The 14,071-nt window shown below is 69.8% G+C and carries 14 protein-coding genes; 8 read left to right on the top strand and 6 right to left on the bottom strand.

What is annotated here, in order from left to right:
* Nucleotides 1–121 precede the first annotated feature (121 nt).
* Nucleotides 122–739, bottom strand: a complete 618-nt coding sequence (locus tag ACFYNS_RS00745; RefSeq protein ID WP_360296776.1) for a hypothetical protein — start codon at nucleotides 737–739, stop codon at nucleotides 122–124.
* Between the two features lie 461 nt (nucleotides 740–1,200).
* Here ACFYNS_RS00745 and ACFYNS_RS00750 point away from each other — a divergent pair, with 461 nt between their 5' ends.
* Nucleotides 1,201–2,025, top strand: a complete 825-nt coding sequence (locus ACFYNS_RS00750) for an SAM-dependent methyltransferase (protein WP_360296779.1) — start codon at nucleotides 1,201–1,203, stop codon at nucleotides 2,023–2,025.
* A 150-nt stretch (nucleotides 2,026–2,175) separates the two neighbouring features.
* Here the strand turns inward: ACFYNS_RS00750 and ACFYNS_RS00755 are convergent, their stop codons facing one another.
* From ACFYNS_RS00755 to ACFYNS_RS00770, 4 genes are all read right to left on the bottom strand, one after another.
* Nucleotides 2,176–3,126 (bottom strand): DUF389 domain-containing protein, encoded by a 951-nt coding sequence (locus ACFYNS_RS00755; RefSeq protein WP_388599845.1) that lies wholly within the window; start codon nucleotides 3,124–3,126, stop codon nucleotides 2,176–2,178.
* 87 nt (nucleotides 3,127–3,213) lie between these two features.
* Nucleotides 3,214–3,564, bottom strand: a complete 351-nt coding sequence (locus tag ACFYNS_RS00760) for a cytochrome C oxidase subunit I (RefSeq protein ID WP_388599847.1) — start codon at nucleotides 3,562–3,564, stop codon at nucleotides 3,214–3,216.
* Nucleotides 3,565–3,571: 7 nt separating this feature from the next.
* A complete protein-coding gene (gene ctaD / locus ACFYNS_RS00765) occupies nucleotides 3,572–5,308 on the bottom strand; it encodes a cytochrome c oxidase subunit I (RefSeq protein WP_360296788.1) in 1,737 nt (578 codons plus the stop codon).
* A 504-nt stretch (nucleotides 5,309–5,812) separates the two neighbouring features.
* Entirely contained in the window at nucleotides 5,813–6,412 is a 600-nt protein-coding gene (locus tag ACFYNS_RS00770; RefSeq protein ID WP_360296791.1) for a DUF1772 domain-containing protein, read from the bottom strand.
* Between the two features lie 90 nt (nucleotides 6,413–6,502).
* Here ACFYNS_RS00770 and ACFYNS_RS00775 point away from each other — a divergent pair, with 90 nt between their 5' ends.
* The 3 genes from ACFYNS_RS00775 (at nucleotide 6,503) to ACFYNS_RS00785 (ending at nucleotide 9,210) form a co-directional block, all read left to right on the top strand.
* Nucleotides 6,503–7,156 carry a TetR/AcrR family transcriptional regulator C-terminal domain-containing protein gene (locus ACFYNS_RS00775; protein ID WP_360296794.1) on the top strand — a complete coding sequence of 218 codons (654 nt, stop codon included), beginning with the start codon at nucleotides 6,503–6,505 and terminating at the stop codon, nucleotides 7,154–7,156.
* 243 nt (nucleotides 7,157–7,399) lie between these two features.
* Complete coding sequence (locus ACFYNS_RS00780; protein WP_360296797.1) at nucleotides 7,400–8,551, top strand: S1 family peptidase; 1,152 nt, start codon at nucleotides 7,400–7,402, stop codon at nucleotides 8,549–8,551.
* A gap of 236 nt (nucleotides 8,552–8,787) precedes the next feature.
* Nucleotides 8,788–9,210: a TraR/DksA family transcriptional regulator gene (locus tag ACFYNS_RS00785; protein ID WP_388599849.1), complete on the top strand. Its 423-nt coding sequence runs from the start codon at nucleotides 8,788–8,790 to the stop codon at nucleotides 9,208–9,210.
* Nucleotides 9,211–9,423: 213 nt separating this feature from the next.
* Here ACFYNS_RS00785 and ACFYNS_RS00790 read toward each other — a convergent pair whose 3' ends face one another.
* Complete coding sequence (locus tag ACFYNS_RS00790) at nucleotides 9,424–10,947, bottom strand: PucR family transcriptional regulator (protein ID WP_388599850.1); 1,524 nt, start codon at nucleotides 10,945–10,947, stop codon at nucleotides 9,424–9,426.
* A 157-nt stretch (nucleotides 10,948–11,104) separates the two neighbouring features.
* Here ACFYNS_RS00790 and ACFYNS_RS00795 point away from each other — a divergent pair, with 157 nt between their 5' ends.
* The 4 genes from ACFYNS_RS00795 (at nucleotide 11,105) to ACFYNS_RS00810 (ending at nucleotide 14,041) form a co-directional block, all read left to right on the top strand.
* Nucleotides 11,105–12,583, top strand: coding sequence for a cytosine permease (locus tag ACFYNS_RS00795; protein WP_360296806.1), 1,479 nt, complete (start codon nucleotides 11,105–11,107; stop codon nucleotides 12,581–12,583).
* Entirely contained in the window at nucleotides 12,580–13,428 is an 849-nt protein-coding gene (locus ACFYNS_RS00800) for a nitrilase-related carbon-nitrogen hydrolase (protein ID WP_388599853.1), read from the top strand. The genes ACFYNS_RS00795 and ACFYNS_RS00800 overlap by 4 nt, the downstream gene beginning before the upstream one ends.
* Nucleotides 13,429–13,494: 66 nt before the next feature.
* On the top strand, nucleotides 13,495–13,632 hold the full coding sequence (locus tag ACFYNS_RS00805; protein WP_388599855.1) for a TraR/DksA family transcriptional regulator: 138 nt from the start codon (nucleotides 13,495–13,497) through the stop codon (nucleotides 13,630–13,632).
* Between the two features lie 247 nt (nucleotides 13,633–13,879).
* The gene (locus tag ACFYNS_RS00810) at nucleotides 13,880–14,041 is read left to right on the top strand and encodes a hypothetical protein (RefSeq protein WP_388599857.1); all 162 of its coding nucleotides are present in this window, start codon (nucleotides 13,880–13,882) and stop codon (nucleotides 14,039–14,041) included.
* Nucleotides 14,042–14,071 lie beyond the last annotated feature (30 nt).

Raw genomic sequence — 14,071 nt, forward strand, 5'->3', positions numbered from 1 at the left:
TCTTGACAACCGGCGTCTACAGCACTGTAGAACTGCCGGCCGCACGCGAAGGTTCCGGCCCCGCACGGAAGAATGACGTGACCGACGACGGCCCGGCACCGCCGCCGCATGCCGACCGGCGTCAGCCCAGGAGGGCCGCCGCGCGCGACGACGGCTCCACACCGCAGGGGCAGGGCCGGTATTCCAGCCCCAGTTCGCTGTCCACGGCACGGCTGGAGCGGGTCGCGGCGTCGCTGACCGCCCGCCAGGAACCGTACTTGGCATACAGCTGATCCGCTGTGGGGCCCAGCGGGTTGCCGTACTTCTCCTCGTTGCGCTCCTCCAGCCGCCTGACCTCCTCCGCGGACATACCGGCGCGCGTGACCTCCTTGGCCTCGTTGCGCATCCGCACCAGCTCCCGGGCGATCTCCTCCTCCGAGCGGCCCTGGGCGCGCATCTCGCACTCCCTGCGCTCCAGCTCGCCGAGCAGTGCGTGGTAGCGCATCCGGACCTCGCGGGACTCGGCACGCTCCTCCGGTGTCTCGGCCCGGATCATGCACACGACCTTCTCGGGGCTGGTGCACGGGCCCGGGTCGGGCGGCTCCTGGGAGAGCGGGGCCACGACGACGGAACCGCCGCAAGCGCTCCCGGGACACGCCGCGTAGGCCGGTGCGGCCGCCGCCGCACCGAGCGCGACCTGGGCCATCAGAACGAGGGGCAGCGCCCGGCGGGCGAGAGAGCGAAGACGCGATGACGACATGGCCGCATCCTGGCGCTCGGCGCCCGGACGGGGACGGTTTCGCCCACGCGTTCCCTCGTTCGGGGCGACATCCTCATCCCCCCAGGTGACGGGGGCCGTACACGCGCGCCGGATTCCCGGCGGCGGGGGCGCGGCGGACGAGCTGCGCTTCACCCGTGGTGACTTCGACGCCGACACCACGACCTCGCCGCGCTCCGGGCCGACCCCGGCGGTCTGCTCGTCCCCACACGTTCGGGAGGCACCGCGATGCGGTGCCGGACCGGGAGGACCCGCAGAAGCCTCGGGGGGTACCGGCCGACTGGAGGACGGAAGGGGGGCGTGTGCGGGCCGAAGTCCGTATGAGGACCCTCCCGGTGCGATGTCGTGCGCGGTGCCCGCACGAATCCGCGCAGAAGCTGCGCGGAGCGGACCGAACTGGTCGATGATGGTGATCCATTGCTGCCGCAGATGAGGAGGACACGATGGACGGGGCAGGTCACCAAGTTCCGCAACCGGGTACGAAACCCCACACCGCCCGCCTGTACGACTACTTCCTCGGCGGGAAGACGCACTACGCCGTGGACCGCGAGGCGGCGGTGCCCGCGCTGTCCGCGAATCCGCACGCGATGGTCGCCGCCCGGCAGAACCGGGAGTTCATGCACCGGGCGGCCCGGTTCGTCGCGCAGGACCTCGGCATCCGCCAGTTCCTGGACATCGGAACCGGCATTCCGACCGAACCCAACCTGCATCAGGTGACCCAAGCGATCACCCCCGAGGCACGCGTCGTCTACTCGGACAACGATCCGATCGTTCTCGCGCATGCCCGTGCTCTGATGAGCAGCACTCCGGAGGGGAAGACGGACTACATCGAGGCAGACATCCGCAAACCGGAGCGGATCCTGGAACGTGCGCACCAGACCCTCGACTTCGGCGCCCCCATAGCCCTTTCGGTGGTGGCGCTGCTGCACTTCATCCCGGACGAGGACGATCCGTACGGACTCATGCGCCGTCTGCTCGCGCCGCTGGCGCCGGGCAGTGCGCTGGTGCTCTCGCACGCGGCACTCGACATGGACGACGGCCGGATGGCTGCGCTGGCCGAGCACTACCGCAAGGCCGTCACCCCCACCCAGTTCCGGACCCGCGAGGAGACCGCGCTCTTCTTCGACGGCCTGGATCTGCTGGATCCGGGCATCACTCCCACGTGCGAATGGCGGATGGACCTCGACCTGGGGCCGATACGGCAGCTCCCCGGCACCATCTCCGCGGCCGAGGCCGGAGTATGGGCAGGGGTGGCAGTGAAACGCTGAGCGCGGATGCGCTCCGCCCGACACCGAGCGCGGATGCGCTCAGTCCGACACCGAGCGCGGATGCGCTCCGCCCGACACCGGGCGCGGATGCGCTGCTCGACCCCACCGCCACCGGCCGCGTCCGGCCCGGCCCGGCGGAGAACTGCGCGGTCACCGCCGGGAGAGGCGGTGCTCCCGCGGCTCCCGGCCGGGCCCGGGCACCCGTCCGCGGCGGAGCAGCAGGGTGAGCCCTCCGGCGACGGCGACGCCCACGAGGTTGACGAGGAGTTGCAGCACCGACCCGGCGCAGCGCCGCCAGTCCTCGGTGACGGCGGCGAGGACGGCGAATCCGGCGGCGGGCACGGTCGTGACCGAGATGAACACACCCACCAGCGCGCCCGGCTTCGCCGATGTGAGCGCCAGCACTCCGGCGACGCCGGCGAGCAGCGCGACGACGACGGAGTACGGGCCCACCTGGTAGATGAACGAGACCTCGTGCAGATGGGTCAGGTCGGCAGGCCCGAAGAGCCCGGCGAGCCGGCCGAGCCATGCGAACGCGGCGGTGACCAGCATCGCCAGGGGGAACCCCACCCCGAGAGCGAGCCCGGCCCGGGCTGCCAGGCCGCGTCGCCGCACCGCGAGGGCGACCGCGAGCGCGGCCAGCGGGCCGAAGTCCGGACTCACCACCATGGCACCCACGATGGTGATGGCCGAGTCCGTGAGCACACCGACGGCGGCGAGCAGGCAGGCGATGGTCAGGAAGGCGAGGAAGACCGGGTTGAGCTGGCTCTCCTCGCCCGTGGTATCGATGAGTTCGTCCCAGATGACGGCCTCGGCCCCGGCTCCGGGGACGGCCCGTTCGGCGGCCTCGGCGGTCTCGGAGACCATCGTGTCGATCTGCTCGAGCGTGATCTCGCCCCGGCGGTGCACGCCGTACTCGGTCAGACGGTGCAGCACCCGTTCCACGACCTCGCGGGCGATGGCCGCCTCGATGAGGTCTCCGGCGGGCTGCTTGCCGACGCCTCCGGCGACGGTGAGGTGCGCGACGCCCGGTTCCGCTCCGAGGAGGTCGACCACGGCTTTGCTGTCCTGGGACTCACACAGCACTCTGATGCGCATCATGCGTTCAGCATCCCGGCGGGGAATCGGGATGCGGCCGACGAGGGAGGGGTGAGTCGCCGCGGCAGCGGGCGCCGCCGGGACCGTGTGTCATCTCATCATCAGCAGCAGGCCGTCGACGAAGCTGACGACCGCGAGGCCGCAGAACGCCCAGCCCATGACCCTCCGTCTCAGCACGGCGTACCGGTCCTCGTACTCGCGGCGCAGGGAGACGGCGCGCTGCGCGGTCTCCCGCAGGGCGGCACGGGAGGAGTCCGCGAGGGCATCGGCGACGCGGCGGACCATGTCCTCGCGTTCCGCCCCGGTGAGCCAGTCCAACGGGGCGAGGGCGTGCTCGGCCCGCGCCCTGGCGTCACTCAGGTGCCGCTGCCACAGCAGATAGCCCTCGATCCGCCGGACACCGTCGCCGACCTCTCCTTCGGGGGACTTCCCGGTGCCCATGGACGTCTCAGCTCTCGGCGTCGGGCAGTTGCCTTCGGCCGTGCCGGGCCGGGCCCGAGCCGATCGCCTGGGGCCGGTCGATGTTCTCGCTGTCGTCGAGTGCCGAGATGCTCGGATGGTGGAAGTCGAAGGCGGGCGACTCGGACCGGATCTTGGGCAGGGTGACGAAATTGTGCCGAGGCGGAGGGCAGGAGGTGGCCCATTCGAGAGAGCGGCCGAAACCCCAGGGGTCGTCCTCGTGGACGTGTTCGCCCGTCCTGGCGGTCTTCCACACGTTGTAGAGGAACGGGAGCATCGAGGAGCCCAGGAGGAAGGACCCGATGGTCGAGAACGTGTTCAGCGCGGTGAACCCGTCGGCCGCGAGGTAGTCCGCGTAGCGGCGGGGCATCCCCTCGGCGCCGATCCAGTGCTGGACCAGGAAGGTGGCGTGGAAGCCCACGAACAGGGTCCAGAAGTGGATTTTGCCGAGGCGTTCGTCGAGCATCCTGCCGGTCCACTTGGGCCACCAGAAGTAGAACCCGGCGAACATCGCGAAGACGACGGTGCCGAAGACGGTGTAGTGGAAGTGGGCCACGACGAAGTACGAGTCGGAGACGTGGAAGTCCATGGGGGGTGACGCCAGCAGTACGCCGGTCAGGCCGCCGAAGAGGAAGGTCACCAGAAAGCCGACCGACCACAGCATCGGGGTCTCGAAGGAGAGTGATCCCTTCCACATGGTGCCGATCCAGTTGAAGAACTTCACCCCGGTGGGTACGGCGATCAGGAAGGACATGAAGGAGAAGAACGGCAGAAGCACCCCGCCGGTCACGAACATGTGGTGTGCCCATACCGCCATGGACAGCCCGGTGATGGTGATGGTGGCGCCGACGAGTCCGACGTAGCCGAAGACCGGTTTGCGGGCGAACACCGGAAAGATGTCCGAGACGATGCCGAAGAACGGCAGCGCGATGATGTAGACCTCCGGGTGCCCCCAGAACCAGAACAGGTGCTGCCACAGCAGCGCGCCGCCGTTCGCCGCGTCGAAGACGTGTGCCCCGAACTTGCGGTCGGCCTCGAGCGCGAACAGCGCCGCGGTCAGGATCGGGAAGGCCATCAGCACCAGCACGGCGGTCAGCAGCACGTTCCAGGTGAAGATGGGCATCCGGAACATGGTCATCCCGGGAGCGCGCATGCAGATGATGGTGGCGAGGAAGTTGACCGACCCCAGAATGGTGCCGAACCCCGAGAACGCGAGCCCCATGATCCACATGTCCGCGCCGACAGCCGGTGTGTGCACCCCGTCGGAGAGCGGCGAGTAGGCGGTCCAGCCGAAGTCCGGAGCGCCCTGCGGAGTGAGCAGCGAGCCGAGGACGATGAGCGAGCCGAAGAGGTACACCCAGTAGGAGAAGGCGTTCAGCCGGGGGAAGGCCACGTCCGGCGCCCCGATCTGCAGGGGCATGATCCAGTTCGTGAACCCGGTGAACAGGGGCGTCGCGAAGACGATCAGCATGATGGCGCCGTGCATGGTGAAAGCCTGGTTGTACTGCTCCGGCGAGATGATCTGCAGGCCCGGACGCGCCAGCTCCGCCCGCATGACGAGCGCCATCACACCGGCGATCAGGAAGAAGAGGAACGACGTGATGAGGTAGAGGCTGCCGATCGTCTTGTGATCGGTTGTCGTCAGCCACCGCACCACGGTATGGCCAGGACGCCGCTGACCGGACGGGCGCGAACCGGACGGCCGCGCAACCAGCGAGGTGGACATGTCTGCTCCTGGCGGGTGAATATCGATCCACTCATGACTGAATGCATGCGAATACCCACCCTAAGTGACGAAACGGAGGTCTTCGACCCTCTCCCCCGCGTGTCTCCGCGACCCCACGAGCACCAGCCCGTCCGCGCAACGGTTCGGCACTCCCGACCACTTCCGGCCCTCGCAACACCTCCGCGCGCAAGGGCCGAACGTGCGCTAGGAGTCCAGGGGAGCCGACGCGAGGAAGGGCAGGAGCCCCACCCATCCGTCCCGCGTACGGCCGGTCCGGACAGCCGCAGAGCCGGTCATCCACCCGTCCGCATCCCCGCAATACCGCGCGGCGCAGAGCCCTCGGATCACTCGTCGCCGCCGGCACCACGCCCGGCAGGCAGCATCACCCACCCCGTTCCGGCGCTGCCCGTTCGGCCGCTCCGACCCGAAGTAACGGCACACTCCCCGCGCAGCCGAGCGGTGTCCGCACGCTGCCGCCCGTACCGGCTCGGCGACCGTCGCGTGTCACCGGTGGGACCGCTGCCTCTGGAGCCCGGCCTCCCGGCCGTGCAGGACCAGAGCCCGGAGCAGACAGGCCAACGCGGCGGTCGAGGCGACGGTACGGGCGGCGTTCCAGGCCACCCAGCGGTCCTCGAAGGCGGCGCGGACCGCGGAGGGGTCACCGAGGGAGGCGGGGTCGCCTGCCGCAGCCAGGTCGTTGTTGAGCGGCACATTGACCCCCAGGGTGATGCCGAAGGCCGCGCCGTACAGGGCGAGGGCCGCGACCGCCCACCGGAGCACCCGACGCCCGTCGCGCGGCAGATGCACCAGGACGGCCGCGGCGGTCAGGGCGAGAGCACCGAAGAAGCTGGGGGCGAACCATTGGTTGCGCACGGTGGCGTTGATCCATTGCATCGTGTCGATGAATGTGCGGTCGTCGAGACGGGCCAGTCCGATCATGACGGAACAGGCGTAGGCGTAGAAGAAGCCCGAGATGAGCCCCATGGCCAGCGTGGCGGACGCCAGGGCGCCGCCCCGGGCGCGCCGCACCACGACGGCCGTCGGCCCCACGGGCGAGCGCGAAGGGGTGGCGGGCGAGAGGGGCAGGGACAGCGACTGCGTCATGGGGGGCCTCCGAAGCAGACTAGAATCGAACTGAAGCGTTCGCTTTAAACCGTACCCATGCGTTCGGAAAATTGGAACCCGGAGGTGCCCATGCCCACACCCGCAGGTGACCGTCCCCGCCGAGGCCGCCCCCGGTCGGGAGAGCAGACGGCGAGGCGCCGGGCCGCCCTGGACGCCGCCCTCGCGGAACTCCTGGAGCGCGGTGTCACCGGCACCACGATGCAGGCAGTCGCCACGCGCGCGGGCTCGTCCAAGGAGAGCCTGTACGCCTGGTTCGGCAACCGCCACGGGCTGCTCGCCGCGCTCATCGAGCGACAGGCCGAGCAGGTGAACTCAGCCGTCGCCGAAGCCCTCGACCGGCCGGCCGACCCCCGCACCACCCTTGTCACCATCGCCCGGAACCTGTTGAGACTGCTCATCGGTGACGTCTCGGTGGCACTGAACCGAGCGGCCATGACCTCGCCCGAGCTGGCCGAACTCGTACTGCGGCACGGCCGGTACACCACCGGACCACTGATCACGGCCCATCTCGGCCGGCTGGCCGAGGAAGGCCACCTGCGCACCGACGATCCGGAGGAGGCGTTCCAACTCCTCTACGGCCTGGTGGTCCGCGACCTCCAGATCCGCGTACTGCTGGGCGAACGCCCGCCCGGTGAGGAGGACATCACCACCCAGGCGCGGACGGCCGTCGACCGGTTCCTGGCCCTCACCGACAAAGGACAGGACCCACCTGAGGACCGGTGACCGCTGCGCGTCGAGGATGCCGCCTCCGGGACTGCGGACCGGAGGACCGGAAGCACGGGAGCACGGGAGCACGTCCGAGAGTTGACGTATCTTGCGGTCCGGTCGCTGGCCGAAAAGCGATGCAACATTGGCATGGACCTGTCCATGCTCTCTCGCTAATCTGCGCAGCGGCATCTCCCGGGATCGTTCCCAGGCTTTGCTGTTCCACCCCCACGACACACCGGAACAACGAAAGGCCGATCCATGAGACGCACAAGAACCCCGCGCGCCCTCCTGTCCGCGCTGCTGGCCGGTGGAGCCCTCGTGGCCGCCGGTCTGCTCCCGGCGACGGCGGCGGACGCGCGACCGCAGACGGACAAGACCCCCGCGTCGGACGGCGTACTGAACGCCATGCAGCGGGACTTCGGCCTCAGCGAACAGCAGGCCGAGAAGCGGCTGGCCGCCGAGAAGCACGCGCGGACCACCGAGAAGCAGGCCCAGCGCGCGGCCGGGAGCGCCTACGCGGGCTCCTGGTTCTCCCCGAGAACCCGGAAGCTGACCGTGGCGGTCGCCGACCGCGAGAAGGCCGCGGCCGTCCGGGCCACCGGCGCGACCGTGGACCTGGTGGACCGCACCGCCGAGCAGCTCGACGCCGTGAAGGAGCGCATCGACGCCCTCGACGCGCCCAGCGGGGTGAGCAACTGGCGGGTCGACTGGAAGACCAACCGCGTCGTGGTCGAAGTCCTCAGCTCCCGGCAAGCTGACAACGATGTCAAGAAGTTTCTGGCCCGGGCGCGCAAAGCGGGACCGGTAACGGTCCGCACGACGGACCACGCCCCCTCGACCCTCTCCGCGGGCACGGTCGGCGGAGACCCCTACTACACCGGCAACGTCCGCTGCTCCATAGGCTTCTCGGTCCAGGGCGGCTTCGTCACCGCCGGCCACTGCGGCGGGGCGGGCCAGGCGGTCAACGGCTGGGACGGCTCCTACATCGGCAATTTCCAGGGCTCCTCGTTCCCCGGCAACGACTACGCCTGGGTCAACGTCGGCAGCGGATGGTGGACGGTTCCGGTGGTCCTGGGCTGGGGCACGGTCTCGGACCAGCTCGTCCGCGGCTCCGCCGAGGCGCCGGTCGGGGCCTCGATCTGCCGCTCGGGGTCGACCTCGCACTGGCACTGCGGCACCGTGCTCGCCAAGAACGAGACCGTCAACTACAGCCAGGGCGCCGTCCATGAGATGACGAAGACCAGCGTGTGCGCCGAGGGCGGCGACTCGGGCGGCTCCTTCATCAGCGGCGACCAGGCACAGGGCGTCACCTCCGGCGGCTGGGGCGACTGCTCCGGCGGCGGCGAGACCTGGTACCAGCCCATCAACGAGATCCTCGACCACTACGGTCTGACGCTGCACACCGCCTGACCCTCCCGCGGTCGGCGGCCCGACGGACGGCGCGCGGGACGGCCACGGCACGCGTCGTGGCGCGGCATCGCGCGGCGCCCGTCGAACGCCCTGGGAGGGGCACCCACGGGGGGTGCCCCTCCCAGCGCCGCAACGCTGCCGGTGCGGCTCGTACGACGCATGCCCCGACGGGTCGGGCCGACTGCGCTCGTCGGCCGAACCCCCTCGGCCGTCGGAGTGGGCGCACGGGCCCGGGAATGCCGGACCGCGGTCTCGTCGTTGCCCCTTCTGTGGCTGACTCACCGCACGATCCGGCACTCTCCCCCGCGGCCCGGGCCGCAGCACGGGAACAGCTCCTGGCGGAACGCGCCGGCACCGGAGCGCAGATCGTTGCCCTGAGCCGGGAGTTCGAGCAGATCGTCGAGGCCAATGCCCTGGTCGCGGTCGACGACGAGCACGACCCCGAGGGATCCAGCACGGCATTCGAGCGAGCACACGTCGCCGCGCTGCTGGCCCGGGCGCGGGAGCACCTGGTGGAGGTGGACCGGGCGCTGGAGCGCCTGGAGCGGGGCGAGTACGGACACTGCACGGAGTGCGGGGAGCCGATCCCCGAGGAGCGCTTGTCGGCGCGTCCCGCGACCACCACCTGCGTGCGCTGCGCGGCCGCACGACGCACCTGACCCCGCGGTGCGCCGAGGAGCCGCTGCGGCCCTCGGACCCGCCCGCGTCTCCGAGCCCTGAATCCGGGACATTCCACGGCGGTGCACGGTCACAGGTCGGGTGCAGATCACCTCTGGCTGTCCGGTCCGACCCTCCAACGATCACGGGCGTACGGCGCCCGGGCGGCTGAAGTCACTGAGCATTCCGCTCCCGCTCCCGCGCCCTCCTTGGTGTCATTCCCGGGAGGGTGATGCCCGTTGCGCGGCATTGCGGGATCGGATGGCGAGCCAGAGGTCGAAGCGGTCGTCTCCGTTGTCCATGCTGCGCCCGGTAAGCCGGGCGATCTTGTCGAGGCGGTTGCGGACCGTATGCCTGTGGACGGCGAGTCGGCGGGCTGCTTCGTCCCAGGAGCAAGCGGCGTCCAGCCAAGTGGCCAGGGTTTGGGTGAGTTCGCCCGTGGGGTCTGCCGTATCGAGCGGGCCCAGGAGTGTGTCGGCGAATCCGGCGAGTGCGGTGCGCGGGCCGAGGTTCAGCAGGATGTCGCTGGAACGACGCTGTCGGGCGCGGACCGGGTGGCCGGTGCCGCGGCTGAGGTCGACGAGTCCGGTTGCCTCGCGTAGGGAGTTGCGGGCAGCCGCGGGCGGGACGGGGGACCCTATGCCGGCCGGCCGGCGGGGGGCGAACTGAGTGAGGACGGTTTCCAGATCGAGATCTTCGTCGACGACGGCTTCGACGAGTCCCTTGTGGGCGCGAGTGAGACCGCCGGGGACAGCGAGGGCGAGGTCGGCCGCGAGGTCGGCAGCGTTGCGGGTGGTGTCCTGTGCCGTGGCACCGGCGGGTGGTTCGATGGCGACGGCGCGCACGGAACGTGCTCCCAGTCCCGCGTCGGCGAGAACGTCTGCCGCCACTTCGGGCGTGGTGGTCTCGGCCAGAAGGCGGCCCAGAAGGGCGGCTCGGCGGCGGCGGTCTGGTTCGTTGGCCAGGTGTCTGCCTTCTAGTTCCAAGGAGAGAAGGGAGACGAGGCCGGAGACGAGGAGACGGGCTTCGGAGGGCAGGGGGCCGGTGAGGACGAGGATGCCGCGCAGCCGGCGGGCGCCCAGGGGCTGGACTTCGATGCCGGGAGCGGCGGCGCTGGAGCGCATGCCGCCGGCCACGACCCGGCGGATCAAGATCTCGTGGGTATCCGTGTGCTGGTGTGGGGAGGTGTCGTTGACGGCGATGACGCGCCCCAGCGGGTCGGTGACGTAGGCGCGCACACCCGTGGCCTGGGTCCAGGCGTCCAGGGTCGGGGTGAGGCCCTGGCCGGAGGCGGCTGCGGCGGTAAGGCTGCGCTGGGTGGCGAAGGCGCTCTCGACGGCTGCCCGCTGCTCGGCGGCCTGGGCCGCGAACACAGCCTTGGTCACCGCGATGAAGGGCACCTGACGCCCGACCGTCAGCAGCGGGAGCCCCGCCTGCGCCGCTGCGTTCACCAGAGGCTGTGGGACTTCCTGGTAGGGCAGCTCGTCGCCGAGGCCGACGGCCAGGGCCCGGGCTCCCCCGCCGACAACGTCGTCCACGTAGGCCCGGCAGGAGCCCGGGTCCATCGGCAGCAGCAGCCCGATCGTCATCAGCAGTTCGCCGCCCTGCAGCCAAGCGCTTGGGCGCAGCAGCTCGGAGGCGTGGGCCGCGTCGACGGGGCGGTCGATGTGATCCGCCCCAGTGATCACAGACAGGTGCAGTTCGGGGCGGGCGACGAGGTCGGATATGAGCAGAGCCATGACTCCAGTATCGCCAAGAGCTCTGGACATTTTGTCGGTACCCGCTGTTCAGATTCGACCTGAGGGCGATCGCAGCCGGACCAGTGGCCACATAGATTTCCGGTGCCGTGGAATTTGATGCGCTGCGGCACAGGCGAGGAGAGGAAGCGTGGTGGCCATGGACGGCTCGACCGCGGCACGGAGCACATCCGCACCCCAGGTGCCGGGCCCCGGGGACAAGGCACCCGGAGGGGGCGGAGTGATCGAGGTGCGCTCGATCGACTACGTACCGGTCCGTGAGCGACACGGCAAGGTGTGGCACCAGGGCCCCTTCTGGTTCACCGGGAACTTCGTCCTCACCACGATGGTCACCGGATTCATCGGGCCCTCGCTGGGGCTCAGCCTGGGCTGGTCGGTGGCGGCGGTCTCGCTCGGCGCGCTGTTCGGTACCTTCTTCATGGCCTTCCACGCCAATCAGGGGCCGCGCATGGGCCTGCCGCAGATGATCCAGTCCCGTGCCCAGTTCGGCATCCGGGGCGCGGTGATCCCCTTTGCGGCGGTCGTCTTCGTCTATGTCGGCTTCAATGTCTTCAATGTCGTCCTCGCAGCTCAGGGCCTGACCACTGTCCTGCCTGGCGGGACGGCACTGTGGTACATGATCATCATTGCCGTGGCAGCCGTGCTGGCGGTCGTCGGGCACGACCTGCTGCACCTGGTGCAGCGATGGCTGACGTACGTCCTGATCGCCGTCTTCGGTGTGATCACCGTCGGTGCGATGTTCCAGCTGACCCCGCACACCACGTCTGCCGACACCGCGCACTCCTGGACATCGTTCCTGATCGTCTTCTGCGGTGCCGCCGGCTACCAGATCAGCTACGCCGTCTATGTCTCCGACTACTCGCGGTATCTGCCGCGCGATGTCTCCGCCCGCAAGGTCATCTGGTGGACCTATGCCGGCGCGGCGCTCTCGGCGGTCTGGCTGATGTCGCTCGGTGCGCTGCTCGCCTCGTGCCTGCCGACACCCGACGCGATCGGCAGCGTGGAGCAGGTCGGCAACGCGATCCTGCCCGGCTTCGGCACCTTCGCCGTCGTCGTCTCCGCGCTCGCCCTGATCACCATCATGGCCGTCAACGCCTACGGCGCGATGCTGACCACCAGCAGCGTCGTCGACGCCTTCCGTCCGGTGAAACCCACCATCCGCTCCCGCGTCACCGGCATCGTCGTCATTGAACTGGCCGTCCTGGTCGTGGCACTGCTGCTGCCTGATGACTACCTCACCAGCTTCAACGACTTCATCCTGATGATGCTGTACTTCCTCATCCCGTGGACGGCCGTCAATCTCGTCGACTTCTACTGCGTGCGACGCGGCCACTACGCGATCACTGCGATCTTCGACCGGAACGGCATCTACGGCCGCTGGTGCTGGCAAGGCATGGCCGCCTACGTCGCCGGCTTCGCCGCGATGATCCCCTTCTTCACGACGTCGTTCTACACCGGCCCGCTCGCCAAGGCCCTCGGCGGCTTCGATATTTCCTTTGTTGTCGGGCTCGCCGTCGGCGGCGCCTTGTACTACGTGCTGATGCGCGACCTCGACCTGGGCGCCGAGCGCGCGGCCGTCGCCGCCAGCGAGGCCGAGCTGGAGAAGGAAGACGCGTGAACGCCGCCTCCGTCACCGTCGCGTGCGCCCAGCTCACCCTCGCCGTCGGCGCGGTGGAGGCCAATCGCGCGGCTGCCGACCATGCGATCGCTCAAGCGGCTGCGGCGGGAGCCGACGTCCTGGTCCTGCCGGAACTGACCAACAGCGGCTACGTCTTCGAGGACGCGGCCGAAGCGACGGCACTGGCCGAGCCGGCCGACGGCCCGACCGTCACCGCGTGGTCCGGCGCGGCGCGGCGCCACGGCATCACTCTTGTCGCCGGCCTGTGCGAACGCGACCCGGATGGCCAAGTACGCAACTCGGCCGTCCTCATCGACCCGACTGGCACCCTCCGGGCGGTGTACCGCAAGGCACACCTCTTCGGCACCGAGAAGGACATCTTCGTCCCAGGCAACGAATTGCCCCCGATCGTCGATGTCCCGCCTGTCGGACCGATCGGCGTCATGATCTGCTATGACCTCGAATTCCCCGAATGGGTCCGCGCCACGGCCATCGAGGGGGTCGAACTTCTCTGCGCCCCGGTCAACTGGCCGCTCGTCCCTCGCCCCGATGGACAGGCACCCGCCGAGGTCATCCGGGTCCAAGCCAACGCAAGCGTCAACCGCGTGTTCGTCGCAGCCTGTGATCGTGCCGGCGACGAACGCGGCGTCGCCTGGACCGGAGCCTCCGCGATCGCGGACCCTGACGGCTTTCTCATGGCCACGACCGACACCGCACCGGCCACCCCCGCTCTCCTCCTTGCGGAGTGCGACCTCTCACAGGCCAGGGACAAGCGCATCGGCGCCCACAACGACGTCTTCAAGGACCGTCGTCCCGAGCTGTACGCACGGACTCACACCGCCTGACCAGTGCGTCGGAACGACGAGACGCCGAACGGATGCACAGACCCGCCCTCTGGTGTCAGCCCGTCGATGAGCACGGGTGTGCATGACTCACAGTATCCGTACGGACACTGCACGGAGTGCGGGGAGCCGATCCCCGAGGAGCGCTTGTCGGCACGTCCCGCGACCACCACCTGCGTGCGCTGCGCGGCCGCACGACGCACCTGACCCCGCGGTGCGCCGAGGACGCGCCCGGGCCCCCGGGCGCGTCGCTGCCGGCCCCCCGAGTCCGGGGCATTCCACGGGAGGGCATGGTCACAGGTCGGAAACAGTGTCCGCCCGCACGGCGAACAGAAGAGTTTCAGGGTGCACTTATCTCTATGATCCGGTTGGCTGATTCGCAGTCACACACGGAACGATCGCCCGGTTCGACAGGTTTCTCCTGCCATCCGCGCTCACAGTCACGGGGAAGTACATGCGCTCTGTTCGTGCCATATCCGCCGTAGCCGCCCTCGTCGCGGCGCTGATCCCGCTGACCGCCTGCGACCCCCCGGCGGACACCTCGGCAGACGGCGGCAATCCGTCCTCGGCGAGCCCCGGGGCGGCCACGGAGGACGGAGAAGACGGGAAGGACTAAAAGGGAGACTCCTGCCCCACCCCGGCACCG

It is taken from the genome of Streptomyces sp. NPDC006925 (assembly GCF_042869575.1).
Lineage (GTDB): Bacteria > Actinomycetota > Actinomycetes > Streptomycetales > Streptomycetaceae > Streptomyces.

Coding starts and splice junctions, on each gene's coding strand:
- ACFYNS_RS00805 (WP_388599855.1), top strand. CDS start 13,495: ATGAGCACGGGTGTGCATGACTCACAGTATCCGTACGGACACTGCACG.
- ACFYNS_RS00750 (WP_360296779.1), top strand. CDS start 1,201: ATGGACGGGGCAGGTCACCAAGTTCCGCAACCGGGTACGAAACCCCAC.
- ACFYNS_RS00745 (WP_360296776.1), bottom strand. CDS start 739: ATGTCGTCATCGCGTCTTCGCTCTCTCGCCCGCCGGGCGCTGCCCCTC.
- ACFYNS_RS00790 (WP_388599850.1), bottom strand. CDS start 10,947: ATGGCTCTGCTCATATCCGACCTCGTCGCCCGCCCCGAACTGCACCTG.
- ACFYNS_RS00785 (WP_388599849.1), top strand. CDS start 8,788: ATGCCGGACCGCGGTCTCGTCGTTGCCCCTTCTGTGGCTGACTCACCG.
- ACFYNS_RS00770 (WP_360296791.1), bottom strand. CDS start 6,412: ATGACGCAGTCGCTGTCCCTGCCCCTCTCGCCCGCCACCCCTTCGCGC.
- ACFYNS_RS00780 (WP_360296797.1), top strand. CDS start 7,400: ATGAGACGCACAAGAACCCCGCGCGCCCTCCTGTCCGCGCTGCTGGCC.
- ACFYNS_RS00795 (WP_360296806.1), top strand. CDS start 11,105: ATGGACGGCTCGACCGCGGCACGGAGCACATCCGCACCCCAGGTGCCG.
- ACFYNS_RS00755 (WP_388599845.1), bottom strand. CDS start 3,126: ATGATGCGCATCAGAGTGCTGTGTGAGTCCCAGGACAGCAAAGCCGTG.
- ctaD (WP_360296788.1), bottom strand. CDS start 5,308: ATGTCCACCTCGCTGGTTGCGCGGCCGTCCGGTTCGCGCCCGTCCGGT.
- ACFYNS_RS00760 (WP_388599847.1), bottom strand. CDS start 3,564: ATGGGCACCGGGAAGTCCCCCGAAGGAGAGGTCGGCGACGGTGTCCGG.
- ACFYNS_RS00775 (WP_360296794.1), top strand. CDS start 6,503: ATGCCCACACCCGCAGGTGACCGTCCCCGCCGAGGCCGCCCCCGGTCG.
- ACFYNS_RS00810 (WP_388599857.1), top strand. CDS start 13,880: ATGCGCTCTGTTCGTGCCATATCCGCCGTAGCCGCCCTCGTCGCGGCG.